15 protein-coding genes are annotated in these 15,696 nt (G+C 71.3%); 11 read left to right on the forward strand and 4 right to left on the reverse strand.

The features are described from left to right. Positions 1–2: 2 nt before the first annotated feature. From KEC57_RS13955 to KEC57_RS13965, 3 genes are read left to right on the forward strand one after another with little or no spacing between them, the layout of a single operon-like run. A complete protein-coding gene (locus tag KEC57_RS13955; RefSeq protein ID WP_229385247.1) occupies positions 3–1,508 on the forward strand; it encodes an SDR family NAD(P)-dependent oxidoreductase in 1,506 nt (501 codons plus the stop codon). Beyond that, positions 1,502–1,735, forward strand: coding sequence for a putative acetyltransferase (locus KEC57_RS13960; RefSeq protein WP_229385248.1), 234 nt, complete (start codon positions 1,502–1,504; stop codon positions 1,733–1,735). Before KEC57_RS13955 ends, KEC57_RS13960 begins: the two co-directional genes overlap by 7 nt. A 55-nt stretch (positions 1,736–1,790) precedes the next feature. Then, a complete protein-coding gene (locus tag KEC57_RS13965) occupies positions 1,791–2,438 on the forward strand; it encodes a TetR/AcrR family transcriptional regulator C-terminal domain-containing protein (RefSeq protein WP_229385268.1) in 648 nt (215 codons plus the stop codon). 1 nt (position 2,439) lies between these two features. Here KEC57_RS13965 and KEC57_RS13970 read toward each other — a convergent pair whose 3' ends face one another. Together KEC57_RS13970 and KEC57_RS13975 are read right to left on the reverse strand one after the other, a co-directional pair. Next, on the reverse strand, positions 2,440–2,853 hold the full coding sequence (locus KEC57_RS13970; RefSeq protein ID WP_229385249.1) for a RidA family protein: 414 nt from the start codon (positions 2,851–2,853) through the stop codon (positions 2,440–2,442). 34 nt (positions 2,854–2,887) lie between these two features. After that, a complete protein-coding gene (locus tag KEC57_RS13975; protein WP_229385250.1) occupies positions 2,888–4,357 on the reverse strand; it encodes an FAD-dependent monooxygenase in 1,470 nt (489 codons plus the stop codon). 167 nt (positions 4,358–4,524) lie between these two features. On the opposite strand from KEC57_RS13975, the gene KEC57_RS13980 reads away from it, so the two are divergent. The 4 genes from KEC57_RS13980 to manA all read left to right on the forward strand — a co-directional run bounded on the left by KEC57_RS13980 (position 4,525) and on the right by manA (position 8,371). After that, positions 4,525–5,064: a YaeQ family protein gene (locus tag KEC57_RS13980; protein WP_229385251.1), complete on the forward strand. Its 540-nt coding sequence runs from the start codon at positions 4,525–4,527 to the stop codon at positions 5,062–5,064. Between the two features lie 117 nt (positions 5,065–5,181). Continuing rightward, positions 5,182–6,168: an aldo/keto reductase gene (locus tag KEC57_RS13985; RefSeq protein WP_229385252.1), complete on the forward strand. Its 987-nt coding sequence runs from the start codon at positions 5,182–5,184 to the stop codon at positions 6,166–6,168. Positions 6,169–6,235: 67 nt separating this feature from the next. Continuing rightward, positions 6,236–7,129 (forward strand): shikimate dehydrogenase family protein, encoded by an 894-nt coding sequence (locus tag KEC57_RS13990; protein ID WP_229385253.1) that lies wholly within the window; start codon positions 6,236–6,238, stop codon positions 7,127–7,129. 87 nt (positions 7,130–7,216) lie between these two features. Then, positions 7,217–8,371, forward strand: coding sequence for a mannose-6-phosphate isomerase, class I (gene manA, locus KEC57_RS13995; protein WP_229385254.1), 1,155 nt, complete (start codon positions 7,217–7,219; stop codon positions 8,369–8,371). 63 nt (positions 8,372–8,434) lie between these two features. On the opposite strand, the gene helR is transcribed toward manA, so the two are convergent. Beyond that, positions 8,435–10,603 carry an RNA polymerase recycling motor ATPase HelR gene (gene helR / locus KEC57_RS14000; protein ID WP_229385255.1) on the reverse strand — a complete coding sequence of 723 codons (2,169 nt, stop codon included), beginning with the start codon at positions 10,601–10,603 and terminating at the stop codon, positions 8,435–8,437. Positions 10,604–10,875: 272 nt separating this feature from the next. Here helR and KEC57_RS14005 point away from each other — a divergent pair, with 272 nt between their 5' ends. The 4 genes from KEC57_RS14005 (at position 10,876) to KEC57_RS14020 (ending at position 14,534) form a co-directional block, all read left to right on the forward strand. Continuing rightward, a complete protein-coding gene (locus KEC57_RS14005) occupies positions 10,876–11,634 on the forward strand; it encodes a Rossmann-like and DUF2520 domain-containing protein (protein ID WP_229385256.1) in 759 nt (252 codons plus the stop codon). Next, positions 11,631–12,500 carry a pantoate--beta-alanine ligase gene (gene panC / locus KEC57_RS14010; RefSeq protein WP_229385257.1) on the forward strand — a complete coding sequence of 290 codons (870 nt, stop codon included), beginning with the start codon at positions 11,631–11,633 and terminating at the stop codon, positions 12,498–12,500. The genes KEC57_RS14005 and panC overlap by 4 nt, the downstream gene beginning before the upstream one ends. Then, positions 12,500–13,381, forward strand: coding sequence for a 3-methyl-2-oxobutanoate hydroxymethyltransferase (panB, locus tag KEC57_RS14015; protein WP_229385258.1), 882 nt, complete (start codon positions 12,500–12,502; stop codon positions 13,379–13,381). Before panC ends, panB begins: the two co-directional genes overlap by 1 nt. Before the next feature lie 280 nt (positions 13,382–13,661). Further along, positions 13,662–14,534 carry a cation-transporting ATPase gene (locus KEC57_RS14020; RefSeq protein WP_229385259.1) on the forward strand — a complete coding sequence of 291 codons (873 nt, stop codon included), beginning with the start codon at positions 13,662–13,664 and terminating at the stop codon, positions 14,532–14,534. A gap of 347 nt (positions 14,535–14,881) precedes the next feature. Here KEC57_RS14020 and KEC57_RS14025 read toward each other — a convergent pair whose 3' ends face one another. Beyond that, positions 14,882–15,529, reverse strand: a complete 648-nt coding sequence (locus tag KEC57_RS14025) for an IMPACT family protein (RefSeq protein WP_229385260.1) — start codon at positions 15,527–15,529, stop codon at positions 14,882–14,884. Positions 15,530–15,696 lie beyond the last annotated feature (167 nt).

Here is a 15,696-nt window from a genome sequence, read left to right on the forward strand (position 1 = left end):
GCATGCACGCCGACGTAGAATCGCGTGTGCCCGCCGAGACTCCTGCCCCTTCCGCCCTGCCGCCGAGCGGCATCGACCCGGCGGATCTCGCAGCCACCCTCCGGGTGCTGGACGGCATGGCCGGACTCGATGAGACCCACCCCGACTTCGTCGCCGTGCGCCAGGCGACCGCGAAGATGTTCAAGGCGGTCAAGAAGGTGCGTCGGCGCGAGATCCGCGACGCGATCGCGCAGGCCGACCGCGATGTGGTCGCAGCCACCGCGACGGGAGCGCCGGACCGGATCGATGACGAGACCCGCGGCATCCCGATCAGCACGTCCACCACCGCGCCGACCGCGGGCACGCTGATGAAGGCGCGCGCGTGCTACATCTGCAAACAGCCCTACACGGTGGTCGACGCGTTCTACCACCAGCTGTGCCCGTCGTGCGCGGCGATGAGTCACGCCAAGCGCGACGCGCGGACCGATCTGACCGGCAAGCGCGCCCTGCTCACCGGCGGCCGCGCGAAGATCGGCATGTACATCGCGCTGCGGCTCCTGCGCGACGGCGCCCACACGACGATCACGACGCGCTTCCCGCGCGACGCGGTGCGCCGATTCAGCAGTCTTCCGGATGCGCCCGAGTGGATCGACCGCCTGAAGATCGTCGGGATCGATCTGCGCGACCCCGCGCAGGTCATCGGCCTGGCCGACGACGTCGCGGCGGCAGGCGCCCTCGACATCCTGATCAACAACGCCACCCAGACCGTGCGCCGCTCCCCGGGCGCGTATCAGCCGCTCGTGGACGCCGAGCTCGCACCCCTGCCCAACGGGCCGATCCCCGAGCTCGTGACCTTCGGTCACACCAACGACCAGCATCCGCAGGCTCTCGAGCGCTCGGTCTCGGCCCACCCCATCCTCGCCGCCGCCGCGTCGCGCGCCGACGAGCTGACCGAGCAGGCGATGGCCGCCGGCTCCAGCTCGCTGGAGCGCCTCGCCGCCGGCACCGCGATCGATGCGGGCGGACTCATCCCGGACGTCGACCACGTCAACTCCTGGACTCAGCGCGTCGACGAGGTCGATCCGCTCGAGATGCTCGAGGTGCAGCTCGCCAACACGACCGCGCCGTTCCTGCTGGTCTCCAAGCTCCGCCCGTCGATGGCTGCGAGCGGGGCGCGACGCACCTACATCGTGAACGTCAGCGCGATGGAGGGCGTCTTCGGTCGCGGGTACAAGGGCCCGGGGCATCCGCACACCAACATGGCGAAAGCGGCGGTCAACATGCTCACGCGCACCAGCGCCCGGGAGATGTTCGAGACCGACCGCATCCTCATGACGAGCGTCGACACCGGGTGGATCACCGATGAGCGCCCGCATCCGACCAAGGTGCGTCTGGCCGAAGAGGGCTTCCATGCCCCGCTCGACCTGGTCGACGGCGCGGCGCGCGTCTACGACCCGATCGTCCGCGGCGAGGCCGGCGAGGATCTGTTCGGCGTCTTCCTCAAGGACTACGCGCCCGGCGCATGGTGATCCTCCCCGAGCCCGGACACCGCGTGGTGGTGCGGTACCTGCTGGCATCGGGACAGGCGACCGATGCGCTCGGCGAACTGCTGAGCGCGGATGCCGTGACCGTGGTCGTCGATGGAAAGCGCGGCATCGAGCGCATCGCGGTGGCCGACATCATCGCGGCGAAAGAGGTGCCGCCGCCGCCGGAGCCCCGCGAGCGTCGGACCGGCTCCGCCGATCGGCCTGCCTGAGGCGGCCGTCGCCGCGGGATGGGCGGCCGGGCTTCTCTATGCTTGGTCCGTGACCATGCGCACTCGGCGGTCGCGAGGAGAGATGGGTGGCGCGGTGGCATCGAAACGCTACGGGCGACAGGATGTGATCGCCGCCGCGCTCGAGATCCTCGACGAGCGCGGGCTGGAAGCCGTGGCACTGCGCGAGGTCGCGCGCCGGCTCGACGCCCACCTCAACACGGTGTCTTTCCAGGTGAAGACGAAGGCGCGCCTGCTCGAACTCATGGCCGACACGATCATGGCGGGCCTCACCCTCGATGATCTTCCCGAGGATCCCGCCGAGCGTGTCGAAGAGATCCTGCACCGCTACCGGCGCGCACTGCTCACGCGCCGCGACGGAGCGCGGCTGGTGGCCGGGACGAGCGTCGTCGAGCAGAACACGCTCCGCGTCGGCGAAGCGATCGTCGCTGCCCTGCTCGACAGCGGCGCGACACGGGTGAGCGCCGTGCGTGCGTTCTGGGGACTGCACTACTTCCTCATCGGGCTCGTCCAGGAGGAGCAGGCGACGACCGCCGAGCACCGGGACCGCTTCGCATCCGAGGTGACGGCTGCGCACTACCCGGTGCTCGTCGGCGTGGAGGACGTCCTGCTGACCGACTCGTTCGACGACCGCTTCGCATTCGGCCTCGACGCGTTGATCTCCCACGCCCGGTCCACCCGCTGAGTCAGGGCCGAGGGTGAGCCGGTCGCGGAACGGCGACCACGACCTCCACCTCGACGAGGGCGTCGGGGAACGCGAGGGCGGCGACGGCGACCAGGGTGCTGGCCGGCGCTGCCGACCCGTCGCGCAGTCCTCCGATCACGACCGGAATGAGTTCCGGGCTCCAATCGACCACGTAGACGGTCTCCTTGACGATCGCCTCGCGTGTCACCCCGAGCGATGCCAGTGCGATGTCGATGTTCCGGGCGATCTGCGCGGTCTGCGCGGCGTGGTCTCCTGGGTCCTGGATGACGCCGTCGGCGTCCCAGCCGATCTGGCCGGAGAGGTAGACGAGGTCGGCGTCGTGGGGTGCGGCGACGAGGCTGATCAAGCCCGGCACAGCGTAAAGGCCGGCGGGATCGGTGCGGATGATGGGCATGTGGTGCTCCTTCTGTCGGTGGGTGCTGCAGGTCTCAGTCGGTGCCGGTGCCGGTGCCGGTGCCGGTGCCGGTGCCTGTGCCGGCGCCGGGGCGAAGCGTATGAACCGCGTCGCCGATCGCCTGCGGGGTCGCCTGGCCCGCCTCGGCTGCCCACGCGACGTGGCCGTCGGGTCGCACCAGGATCGCGATGTCGTGGGTCGTCGGCGCGGTCTCGACCCGGGCGCCTGCGAGGGCATCGGCGAGGTCGCGGTCGAGCGGCGCGGGGTGCAGGAGCACCGGCTGGGCGGAGCGGACGCCGTCGACGGTATCCACGAGCCGGCGGCCGACGAGCGGATGCGCCCCGGCCGGTGCCGGGTATGCCACGTCCAGGCCCGACAATCGCGCAGCGAGAGTGCGCGAGAGCTCGGGCACCTCGGCGATGAGCGTGTTCAGCAGGGCGCGCAAGGCCTGGCTGTCGGGGTCGAACGCGGCGAGGATCGCGGTCTGCGCCTGCGTGCTCGCCAGGAGTGCCGCGCCGACGGCCCGGCGTTCGCGATCGTATTCCTGCAGTGCGGCGGCGGGGGGAGCGAGCGCGGTCACGGCGTCGGCGAGCCGCCAGCCGAGCCCGTGAGCATCCTGGATCCCCACGTTCATCCCGACCCCGCCCGCGGGGAAGTGCATGTGTGCGGCGTCTCCGGCGAGGGCGACGCGGCCTCGCGCGTAGGTCGTCGCGAGCCGCGACGCGTTCCCGTAGCGCGAGACCCACGACGGCGAGTGCATTCCGAAGTCCTGCCCGCAGATACGGCGGATGCTCTCGCGGAACTCATCGAAGGCGAGCTCTCCGGCGATCGGCTCCTGCCACAGCGGGTCGATGCCGACGATCCGGTGCTGGCCGTCCGGAAGGGGCACGACCATGGCCTGCCCCGTCATCGCAGAGAAGCCGTACAGGGGCACCGCCGGAGGCCGGGTCAGGGAGACATCGGCCAGGATGCCGAAGGTGTCGGCATCCGTCCCGGGGAAGTCGATCCCCGCGCGCTTGCGCACCGTGCTGCCTGCGCCGTCGCACCCCGCGATGAACGTCGCCGTGACGGCATTTTCGCTGCCGTCGGCGCGGCGGATCCGTGCACGCACGCCATCGGCGGTCTCGTCGAAGTCCACCAGGGTGTTCCCCCGGCGCACATCCGCACCCAGATCCCGCGCCCGTCGTTCGAGGATGCGCTCGGTCCGCTCCTGGGGAAAGAGGAGCGTGAACGGGAACGGCGTCTCGAGAGCGCGGAAGTCCAGCTTCTGCTCGAGAGCGCCGAAGTGCCCGGCGGGGATCCTCAGCCCGTGGTCGAGGAACTCGTCGGCGACGCCTCGCTGCGCGAACAGCTCCAGCGTCCGCGGATGGATCGTCAACGCCTTCGAGTGGGCGACGGGTTCGCTCCTCGTCTCCACCACCACGACGTCGATCTCGCGCAGGCGCAGCTCGGCAGCGAGCCAGAGACCGACGGGACCGGCCCCGGATATCAGGACATCTGTCACTTCTTCTCCCTCAGTTGATCAGTGACCAAGTTACTTGTGCTGTGACCAAGTTAGAGGACGGGTCGGGAACGAGGCCGTCGGGAAACGAGATCTTCATCCGGCCTCACGAAGCGGAAACACGGATGAGTCGCTGAGGGGGCGCCTGCGAACGCGTAGGCTCGGTCGCTATGGCACTCGGGGCAACGATCCACACCTTCGCGGTGCAGCTGGCAGACGTGGACCGCGGCGTCTACGACGAGGTCACGCTGCGGGTGGCGCGGCACCCGTCCGAGACGGACGCGTACATGATGACGCGAGTACTCGCTTATCTGCTCGAGTTCGAGGAGGGCATCGCGTTCAGCGAGGGGATCTCGAAGGTCGACGAGCCTGCGGTGCTGGTTCGCGACCTGACGGGCCGGATCACGGCGTGGATCGAGATCGGCGCCCCCGATGCGGAGCGGCTGCACTACGCGAGCAAGCTCGCCGACCGGACCGTGATCTACACGCATCGCGATCCCGCGAAGGTGCTCGCGCCCTGGGCCGGCAAGCGGATCCACCGCGCTGACGAGATCACCCTGTACAGCTTCGACCCGGGTTTCATTGATGGCGCCGTCGCGGCGATCGGTCGCCGCAACACGATGACCCTCTCGGTCACGGAACGCCAGCTCTATCTCGAGCTGAACGGCGCGACGTCGAGCTCGGCCATCCACGACCACCCGCTCCCGTAGCCCGCGAGGGAGGTTCCGACGGGCCCTCCCAACGCACGCCCGCGCCTCCTAGCGTGGACTGCGAGCCCTCCGAGATCGAGGGGCCCCGGCATCCGCCGAACGCATTGGAGGAGAAGCATGCATTCACGCACTCTCGGCCAGGGACTGCAGGTCTCGGCCATCGGACTCGGCGCCATGGGCATGTCGATGAGCTACGGCCCGAATCCGGGCGATCGCGACGACATGATCGGGGTGCTGCGCTACGCCGTCGAGCAGGGTGTCACGTTCATCGACACCGCAGAGGTCTATGGCCCCTACGACAACGAGCAGCTGGTCGGAGAGGCGATCGCCCCGATCCGTGACCAGGTCGTGGTCGCGACGAAGTTCGGGTTCAACATCGTCGACGGCGCCATGCAGGGCGTCAACTCCCGCCCCGACAACATCCGTCGGGTCGCGGATGCCTCTCTGGCACGCCTCGGTGTCGATGCGATCGACCTGTTCTACCAGCACCGGGTCGATCCCGCCGTGCCGATCGAGGACGTCGCGGGTGCGGTGGGCGATCTCGTGCGGGCCGGCAAGGTGCGCCACTTCGGCCTCTCGGAGGCCGGCGCGCAGACCATCCGGCGCGCGCACGCGGTGCACCCCGTGACGGCGGTCCAGAGCGAGTACTCCCTGTGGACGCGCGACCCCGAGAGCGAGGTGCTGCGCGCGTGTGCCGAGCTCGGCATCGGATTCGTGCCGTTCAGCCCGCTCGGCAAGGGCTTCCTCACCGGCACGGTCGCCGCCGATCAGACGTTCGCCGCGGGCGAGATCCGCGCGAGGGTGCCGCGGTTCCAGCCCGAGAACCTCCGCGCCAACGAGGCCCTCGTCGACCACGTGCGTGCGCTGGCCGAGGAGCGTGAGGCGACGCCCGGCCAGATCGCACTCGCCTGGCTGCTCGCCCAGCATCCCTTCGTCGCCCCGATTCCCGGCACCCGCCGCCGGGAGCGCATCGATGAGAACGCGGCCGCGACGACGGTGCGGCTGTCCGCGGACGACATCGCCGACCTGGACGGCCTTGCGGATCGGATCGGCGTCGCCGGCAACCGGTACGACGAGGCCGGCATGGCGGCCGTCGGGCTCTGATCGCCACGCTGAGGCCGGGGCGCGGCGTGGCAGTCTGGGATCACCCCGACACGAGAGAGACGAACCCGTGACGAACCCACGCCCGGCGCCGACACCGCTGCGAAAGAACCTGACCGGATCGTTCTCCTCTCCTGCCGGCGGCAATCCGACCGGGGCGATGGTCGAAGCCGCGTACGCGCACCATGAAGTGCTCGCGCGCTTCGTCAACTGCGACGTGCAGCCCGCCGACCTCGCCGATGCGGTGCGTGGCGCGGTCGCGATGGGCTGGCTCGGATTCAGCCTGTCGCTGCCGCACAAGCAGGCCGTGCTCCCGCTCCTGGACGACCTCGCCGAGTCGGCGGGCCTCATCGGCGCGGTGAACTGCGTCGTGGTGGGCGAGGACCGGCGCCTCACCGGCAACAACACCGATGGCCAGGGGTTCGTCGCCGCGCTCCGCACGCGCGTCGACCCGCGAGGACAGCGGGTCGTGCTGTTCGGTGCCGGCGGTGCCGCTCGCGCGATCGCCGTCGAACTCGCGCTGGCAGGCGCAGCCGCGGTGCGGATCGTGAACCGAGATGCCGCGAAGGCCGAGGCCATCGCCGCACTGCTGCGCGAACGTATCGGCGTGGACGCCTCGGCGTCCGCGTGGCAGGGGCCCTACGCGATCGACGAGGACGCCACGATCGCGGTCAACGCGACGTCGGTGGGCCTCGCGCCGCATGCCGATGCGATGCTCGACGTCGAACCCGAGTCGCTTCGCTCAGACCTGCTGGTGTGCGACGTGATCCCCAACCCGCCCGAGACGGCGTTCCTGCGCGAAGCCGCGAGACGCGGAGCCACGACCCTCGACGGCCGCTGGATGCTGGTGAACCAGGCCGCGATCAACCTCGGGCTGTGGCTGGGGCTCGACCCCGACCGCGCGGTGATGCACGAGGCGCTGAGCGCGGCGATCGGCGACTGGCGGCATCCCACCACGTCCTGACGCGCGCCCGCTCGCCGTGGGATGCCACGATTGAGTGGAACCGTGAGATCCGTCCTTCCCACCGATCCACGACCTCGAAAGGCACGAATGACCTCGCCCACGTTCATCCCGATCAGCAACGAGCCGCGCGACTATGCATGGGGAACTCCCGGCGGCATCTCGCGCGCATTCGGGCTCGCGCCGACGGATGCGCTCGAGGCGGAGGTCTGGCTCGGCGCCCATCCGCTGTCTCCGAGCCGCGCGGCGGGCGCGCCGTGGGCGGACCTGGCGGAGTGGGAGCGACAGGACGGGGTGCGTCTGCCCTTCCTGATGAAGGTCCTCGCCGCCTCGTCGCCGCTGTCGCTGCAAGCGCACCCGACCCCCGACGACGCCGCCGCAGGCTTCGCCAAGGAGGACGCCCTCGGCATCCCGCGCGATGCGGCTCACCGCAACTACAAGGACCCGTACGCGAAGCCCGAGCTGATCGTCGCCGTCGAGGACGGCTTCGAGGCGCTCTGCGGCTTCCGCCCGCTCGCGGAATCCATCGCCGACATCGAGGCGCTCGCCGCGCTCGCCGACGAGCCCGCGCTCTTCCGCCCCCTGCTCGTGGCGCTGAACGGCGAGAGCGGGCTTCGCTCCGCGTTCGAGTGGCTGATGTCGGGCGCGGGCGAGGTCGCGTCCCTGATCGCCCAGGTCGTGGCCGCAGCGCGCCGGGAGCCTGCGCGTTTCGAGCTCGTCCTGCGGATCGCCGCGCAGTATCCCGGCGACCCCGGGATCGTCGTCGCACTGCTGCTCAACCACACGACGCTGCAGGCGGGCGAATGCCTCTGGCTGCCCGCCGGCAACATCCACGCCTACCTGCGCGGCCTCGGGGTGGAGCTCATGGGCCCGAGCGACAACGTGCTGCGTGGTGGGCTGACGCCCAAGCACGTGGACGTTGCCGAGCTCCTTCGCGTCCTCGACTTCAGCGACGGCCCCGCGCCGTACCTGGCGCCCGGGCATCCATCCGAGCACGTCGCGGTGTACCGCCCGGCGACCCAGCCGTCCGGCGAGGGCGTGCCGTTCGATCTGCGCCTCATCGACGGGGACGCCGCGATCCGCACCTCCAGCCCCGCGATCGGCGTCGTGCTCGACGGCGAGTTCGTGCTTCGGCGCGGTGACAGCGAGCACCGCGTGGGTCGCGGGCAGGCCGTGCTCGTGCCCGAGGCGGGCGAGCTCGCGATCAGCGGGGAGGGACGCCTCTACTTCGCCTCTGCCGAGTAGCGCTCGCGCGAGCGGGTCCCCGCCCGCAGACCGGTCCGCCGCAAGGACTGAGCTCCGCTCTCGCTAGCGCTCCGGCCGGTCGGGCTGGTCGGGCTGGTCCGGCACCAGGATCACCAGGCGCTCGGTCGCCCGCGTCATCGCGACGTAGCGGTCGACGGCGCCTTCGATCCCGTCCCCGAGTCGCTCGGGGTCCACGAGCACGACGAGGTCGAACTCGAGACCCTTCGCAAGTTCCGGGGTCAGCGCGTTCACTTGTTCGCGTCCGGCGAACCCGGCATCGCCGATCACGCACGCGGTGCCCTCGTGGTGGGTCGTGAGCCACTCGTCGAGGATCGCGTCGCGCTGCGAGAGCGGTGCGCGCCGCACCGGGATGCCTGTGCTGCGGACCGAGACCGGCACATTGGCGTCGGGGATCACCGCCCGGATGACCGGCTCGGCTTCGGTCATGATCTCGCTCGGCGTGCGGTAGTTGATGGTGAGCGACGCGACCGAGACGTCCGAGATGCCGGCCCGACCGAGCCGTTCCTCCCACGACTGCGCGAACCCGTGACGGGCCTGCGCGCGGTCGCCGACGATCGTGAAGCTGCGCGACGGGCAGCGCTCGCGCAGCATCCGCCACTCCGCATCGGTGAGCTCCTGGGCCTCGTCGACCACGATATGGGCGAAGGGGCCCGCGAGCAGGTCGGGGTCCCCTACGGGCGCGACGCTCTCGTCGACGAGGCTGTTGCGGAGGTCGTCTCCGTCCATCCACTGCATCAGTTCGTCGCCGGCCTCCTTCAGGCGCTCGACGACCTGCGACATGTACTCGCGCTCGGCAGCCAGCGTCGCTTCGCGTCGGCGGCGTCGACGCGACGCGGCCGGGTCGCCGAGGCGCCGGCGTGCCGCGTCGAGCAGCGGCAGATCCGACACCGTCCAGGCCGAGGCATCCGATCGTCGAAGCGCCGCGACCTCGTCGGGGGTGAGCCAGGGCGCGCACCGGCGCAGGTACGCGGGCACCGACCACAGGTCGGCGACGAGGACGGATGCCTCGACCAGCGGCCACGCGCGGGTGAAGACGCGCGCCAGCTCGTCGTTGCGGGCGAGTGCCCGCCGCACCTGGTGGGGCGGCACCTCGCCGCCGACCTGGTCGATGAGGATGTCGAGAACCGTCTCCCACACCTGGTCGCGCGCCTCGTTGTGCGGGGTGCCCGGTTCGGGCGAGGCGAAGGCTTCGGCCCAGTCCTGCGGGTCGAGTCGGATCTCCCCCCACGGCGTCTCGACGAGGAGAGTCGTCGTTGGCGGTTCCTCGTAGAGCGCGACGGCCGGCTCGATCGCGTCGGTCATGCGCGCGTCGGCCTTGAGGCGTGCGACGGCGGGGTCGCTCTCGATCGCCGCGGCGGCGCCTTCGGCGACGAGGTCTCGCAGCGTGCAGGTCTGCACGCTCTCCTCGCCGAGGCTCGGCAGCACATCGGCGACGTATGAGAGGTAGGGCTGGTGCGGTCCGACGAAGAGCACTCCGCCCCGGCCCTCGCCCAGGTGGGGATCGGAGTAGACGAGATACGCGGCGCGGTGAAGCGCGACGACGGTCTTTCCCGTACCCGGGCCGCCGTCCACCACGAGCGCTCCCTGCGAGCCGGCGCGGATGATGGCGTCCTGATCGGCCTGGATGGTGCCCAGCACGTCGCGCATGTGCGGTGAGCGGCTCGCGCCGAGACTGGCGATGAACGCCGACTGGTCGTCGAGAGCGGCGTTGCCTTGCAGCGCCTCGGCCGTGAAGACCTCGTCCCAGTAGTCGGTCACACGGCCGCCGGTCCAGCGGTAGCGGCGTCTGCTCGCAAGGCCCATCGGACGCGCATGGGTCGCCGCGAAGAAGGGCTCTGCGGCAGGCGTGCGCCAGTCCACGAGCAGTCGGCGGCCGCTCGAGTCGGTCAGACCGAACCGCCCGATGTAGACGGGCGCCGAGCCGTCGTCGGCGACGATCCGCCCGAGGCAGGCGTCCAGGGCGAATCGGCGCAGCGCGCGCAGTCGCGCAGACAGCCGGTGGATCTCGAGGTCGCGCTCGAGCGCGGCCTGGCCGCCGCCGCCCGGCAGCCGCCGCACGGATGCGAGCCGTTCCGAGAGCGCGGCGATGGAGCTGTCCAGGCTCGCGGCGATCGCGGCGAACTGCTGCTCGTCGGCGGCGATCAGTGCGGGGGAGGACTTGGCGGCGAGGGTGTCGGGAAGCTGGAAGGCGCGGGTGTCAGTGGTGTTCACGGCATCGACTCCGGGGGTGATCGCGTCGCGCGAGGGAGCGCGGCCGACCAGTATGCGCCAGTGAGGGGCCCTTGCCGCAAGCCCCCCACCCCGCGATATCCTGGACATGGCAAGAGGTCCGCGCATCGCGCGTCGACCCGCTCGGGTCTCCGAGTCGAAGCCAACGATCTTGCCGATCCGCCCCGATCAAAGGTCCGGAGCGCCGCCCTCGCGTGCGAGCGGTAGTTTTGAACGTGGTTCACCCATGCCGGGCACGACGGGAGACGACGACGATGCCGGAGCCGCACGCCGCGCAGACGCGCGCGCTCGCCGACCTGCGCGTCGATGTCGTCGGCGACGGCCGGGTGGGCAACGCGGTCGTCGCGGGGCTGCGCGGAGCCGGGATCGACGTCCGCGGGCCGCTCGGACGCGGCGCGGACGGCGAGGGTGTCGAGATCGTGCTGCTCGCGGTTCCGGATGCCGAGATCGAGGCCGCAGCGTCGGCGATCGCGCCCGGACGCCTCGTCGGCCACCTTTCGGGTGCGACGACACTCGAGCCGCTCGCACCGCACGAGGGGTTCGGCATCCATCCCCTCATGACGATCGCGGGCGGCGATGCGTCGTTCGCCGGCGTACCCGCGGCGATCGCCGGCGCCACTGCCCGTGCCCTCGAGACAGCCGATCAGCTGGCGGTCGCGCTCGGCATGGCGCCGTTCCAGGTCGCGGATGCCGATCGTGCCGCCTACCACGCAGCCGCCTCGATCGCTTCGAACTTCCTGGTGACCCTCGAGTGGTTCGCAGAGGAGCTCGCCGCGACCGCGGGGGTCGAGCGGGCGGCGTTCGCGCCGCTCGTCCGCGCGACTGTCGAGAACTGGCAGGAACACGGCGCGGCGTTCGCGCTCACCGGGCCCATCGCGCGCGGCGACGACGCGACGCTCGCGCGACAGCGCGCCGCGGTGGCGGAGCGGACGCCCCAGCGCCTGGCGCTGTTCGACGCCCTCACGGACGCGACGCGGGCCCTCGCGGCGACGAAGGGCCGGGTGTCGTCGTGATCGTCGTGCGCACCATTGCCGACCTGCGCGCCGAGCTGCGCGACCGTCGGACCGGACGCATCGGATTCGTCCCGACGATGGGAGCCCTGCACGAGGGGCACGCGTCGCTACTGCGTGCCGCCCGGACCGACGGCGACACCGTCGTGATGTCGATCTTCGTCAATCCCACCCAGTTCGACGAGCAGTCCGACCTCGCCGGCTACCCCCGCACCGAGGATGCCGACCTCGCGGTCGCCGCCGCCGAAGGGGTCGACATCGTGTTCGCGCCGGATGCCGCCGAGATCTATCCCGACGGATTCGCCACGACCGTGAGCGTCACCGGCCGGATCGCCGAGACGCTCGAAGGCGCCGAGCGAGGCCGCGGCCATTTCGACGGCGTCGCCACGGTCGTCACGAAGCTGCTGCTCGCTTCGCAACCCGACGCGGCGTATTTCGGCGCGAAGGATGCCCAGCAGGTCGCGGTGCTGCGCCGCACGGTCGCCGACCTGAACCTGCCCGTGCAGCTCGTGGTGTGCCCCACCTCGCGCGATGCCGACGGGCTCGCTCGCTCCAGCCGCAACACGCGCCTATCGGAGGAGGAGCGCGCGCGTGCGGTCGCCATCCCGCGCGCACTCCAGACGGTGGCGGATGCCGCGGCCTCCGGCATCCGCTCGTCCGATGCACTGCGCGGCCGCGCGCTGGACGTGCTCGCCGAGGCTCTGATCCCGCTCGAGTACATCGCTTTCGTCGACCCCGACACGTTCGAGCCGCTCCCGCTGGTGGACCGACCGACGCTCGTCGCGATCGCGGCGCGCGTGGGTGCGACGCGCCTCATCGACAACACCGTGCTCACTCCCGAGCCGTTCAGCACCACCGGAGGTTCGTGATGCGTCCCCAGACCACCCTGCGGCGCCTCGCCGAGATGAAGGCGGCGCGCGACCCGATCGTGATGGTCACGGCCTACGACTACCCGACGGCCCGGATCGCCGAGCGCGCCGAGGTCGACATGGTGCTCGTCGGCGATTCCGGTGCGCAGGTCGTGCTCGGGCACGACTCCACCGTGTCGGTCACGGTCGACGAGATGCTCGTGCTCGCCGCCGCCGTCCGGCGCGGGGTGCGCTCGGCATTCGTCGTCTGCGACGTGCCGTTCGGCTCCACCGAGGTCTCGGACGAGCAGGCCGTCGCGACCGCCGTGCGCTTCGTCAAAGGCGCCGGGGCCGACGCGGTCAAACTCGAAGGCGGCGGTGCGCAGCGGCTCTCCCGCATCCGTGCCATCGTCGCGGCGGGCATCCCCGTCGTCGGTCATGTGGGCCTCACGCCGCAGACCGCGGTGGCGCTCGGTGGGATGCGTGCACAGGGACGCACGACGGAGTCCGCGGACAGGTTCGTGCGTGAGGCGCTGGCCGTGCAGGAGGCGGGCGCGAGCGCGATCGTCATCGAAGCCGTGCCCGCCGAGGTCGTAGACGTCGTGCTGCCGCAGCTTCACGTGCCCGTGATCGGGATCGGTGCCGGGCCTGCCGACGGACAGGTGCTGGTCCTGCACGATCTGCTCGGCATCACCGAGGGGAAGACCGCTGTCTTCGTCAAGCGGTTCGCCGCCGTCGGCGACGCCATGCTCGCCGGCGTGACGGCCTATGCGGCAGAGGTGCGCTCGGGCGCCTTCCCCGCTGCCGAGCACGGCTATCCCGCGAGTGCCGACGCGATCGCCGCAGCCGCAGCCGCAGCCGCAGCCGCAGCAGCGCTCGAGCCCGGGCAGATCGCGGACTGACGGTCGCGGACTGGCGGTCTCGAGCCGACGGCATCCGGATTCGATCAATCTGCTGAGAGAGCGTGACGAGCCCGGCGAAGTCGGCGGATGCCGGTGCGCGGCGACCTAGGCTGGAAGCAGCAAGGGGAGTACTCCCGTCTGCGGCACGCTCGTCAATACGGATCCATCGACGGATCCCGGGCTGCCGGCCTTTCGAGGCGGAGGAGACCTTGGCGTCCATCGCGCGGCGAGCCTCAGGGCCGTGCGCGACAGGCCACCGTCTCCTACCGGAAGGATCCCCATGAGCTCGTTCTCGCGCCTCATCGACATGGCTTCGAAAGCCCTCGACAAGGGAACGTCGTCGTCGAACTCCTCGCAGGCAGGCGGCCGCGACTGGCGTGCGATGCTCCGCGATGTCGCCGGAGCCGTGACGGGCGACACGCCGCAGCGCGCGCAGACCGACCCACGCGCCCGGTACGCGCCGCCGCTCGCGGGAACTTCCGGCGCGGCGGAGCCGACGTCCGCGAGCGTCGGTCTCACGCCGCCGTCGGGCACCGCCTCTCCGTCGCCGCGCGCGGGAGCAGGCGTCACGCCTCCGGCAGCGGATGCCGCGGACCGCGCTGCGATCGCGCGCTACGAGTACCTGCTGCAGACCTCCGACCCGCATCAGGTCGAGGCGATCCATCGCGAGGCGTTCGCGCGCCTCACGCCGCAGCAGCGCGCGCAGGTGCAGGCCGGGATGAGGGCCGAGCTGCTGCCGGCGGAGCAGCCTCGATCCGCCGAAGCGGGCGACCTCGCCCGCTCCGCTGCCCGCACCGAGGCGATGCGTCCCGGGATCATGGCCGGCCTCCTGGCCCGCGCCGGACGCGGAGGACGCCCGGGCGGCAGTGGTGCGCGCAATACGGCGCTGCGGGGTGCGGGCGGGCTCTTGGGAGCTGTCGCCGGGGGTGCCATCCTCAGCGCGGTCGCCGCCCCGCTGCTTGCACAGGCAGCCGGAATGGGCGTCGACTTCGAGCAGATCGCATCCGGACTCGATCTCGACGCGATCGCCGGCGGGTTGGACGTGGGTGCCACGGGCGACCTGGTCTCGGGTGCCGGTGATGTCGTGTCGGGCTTCGGCGACCAGCTGTCGAACTTCGAGATCCCGGGGTTCGGCGACCTCTTCGGGCGCTGATCCGTCTCAGACGGTGTGCGTTTCGGGCGGTGTTCGTCTCGGACGCTGACCGTCTCGATCGCTGACGGTCTCGATCACTGACGGTCTCGATCGCTGACGGTCTCGGACGCTGACGGTCTCGGACGCTGACGGTCTCGGACGCTGACGGTCTCGGACGCTGACGGTCTCGGACGCTGACGGTCTCGATCGCTGACCGTCTCGATCGCTGACGGTCTCGATCACCGGCGGTCTCGATCGCTGACGGTCTCGATTGCTGACGGTCTCGATCGCTGACGGTCTCGATCACTGACCGTCTTCGGGTGCTGACCGTCTTCGGGTGCAGGCCGTCCCGGCCGCTGATCCGCGAGTCAGCCCGGGAAGTCGACGACACGCTCGTCGCCCACGGTCGGCAGGATCGCACCGCCGGAGGCTGCGGCGATCTCGTCGTGCAGCCGAGCGAGAGCGTCGGCGGGTGCCCATACCTCGAGCGTCGCGAGCCTCCCGTAAGTCGTCTCACCGAGCGAGGCGCCCGAGCGCTGCGCCCACTCACGGAGCAGATTGTCGAAGCGGCCGGCGTCGGCGTGGGGAACGTCGATGCGCACGGCGGTGAGGGCTACGCGTTGCACGAGACGCGCGTCGTCGAGCGCCTCGGATACGGCCGTGGAGTAGGCGCGGACGAGACCGCCGGCTCCGAGCTTCACGCCACCGAAGTAGCGCGTGACAACGGCGACGATGTCCGTCAGCTCGCGACGGCGCAGCACTTCGAGCATCGGGATGCCCGCGGTCCCGGACGGCTCGCCGTCGTCGGAGGAGCGCGCCTGATCCGCCCACAGCCCCGTTACCATCGCCGCGCAGTTGTGGCGGGCATCCCAGCGGTGCTTACGGACCGCTGCGATGACGGCGTCGGCGGCCTCGGGAGAGGACGCAGGCGCGACGTGCGCGATGAATCGAGACTTGCGCACGACGAGTTCCCGCTCGACGGGCGCCGCGATCGTCGCGGGGTAGCGGCGGCTCATCGCCCCTTCGCTCGATGCCCGAGAGATGCCGCGGGTTCCTCCGCCAGGGGTGGTCGGGCCATCGGTTCCTCCTGCTGGCACGATACTCGCCCGCCCGCCCGCCCGCCCGCCCGCCCGCCCGCCCGCCCGCCCCGCCCGGGCGCTGACCGCCCGCGCGCCCCGCCCGG

It is taken from the genome of Microbacterium allomyrinae, assembly GCF_020682705.1.
GTDB lineage: Bacteria > Actinomycetota > Actinomycetes > Actinomycetales > Microbacteriaceae > Microbacterium > Microbacterium allomyrinae.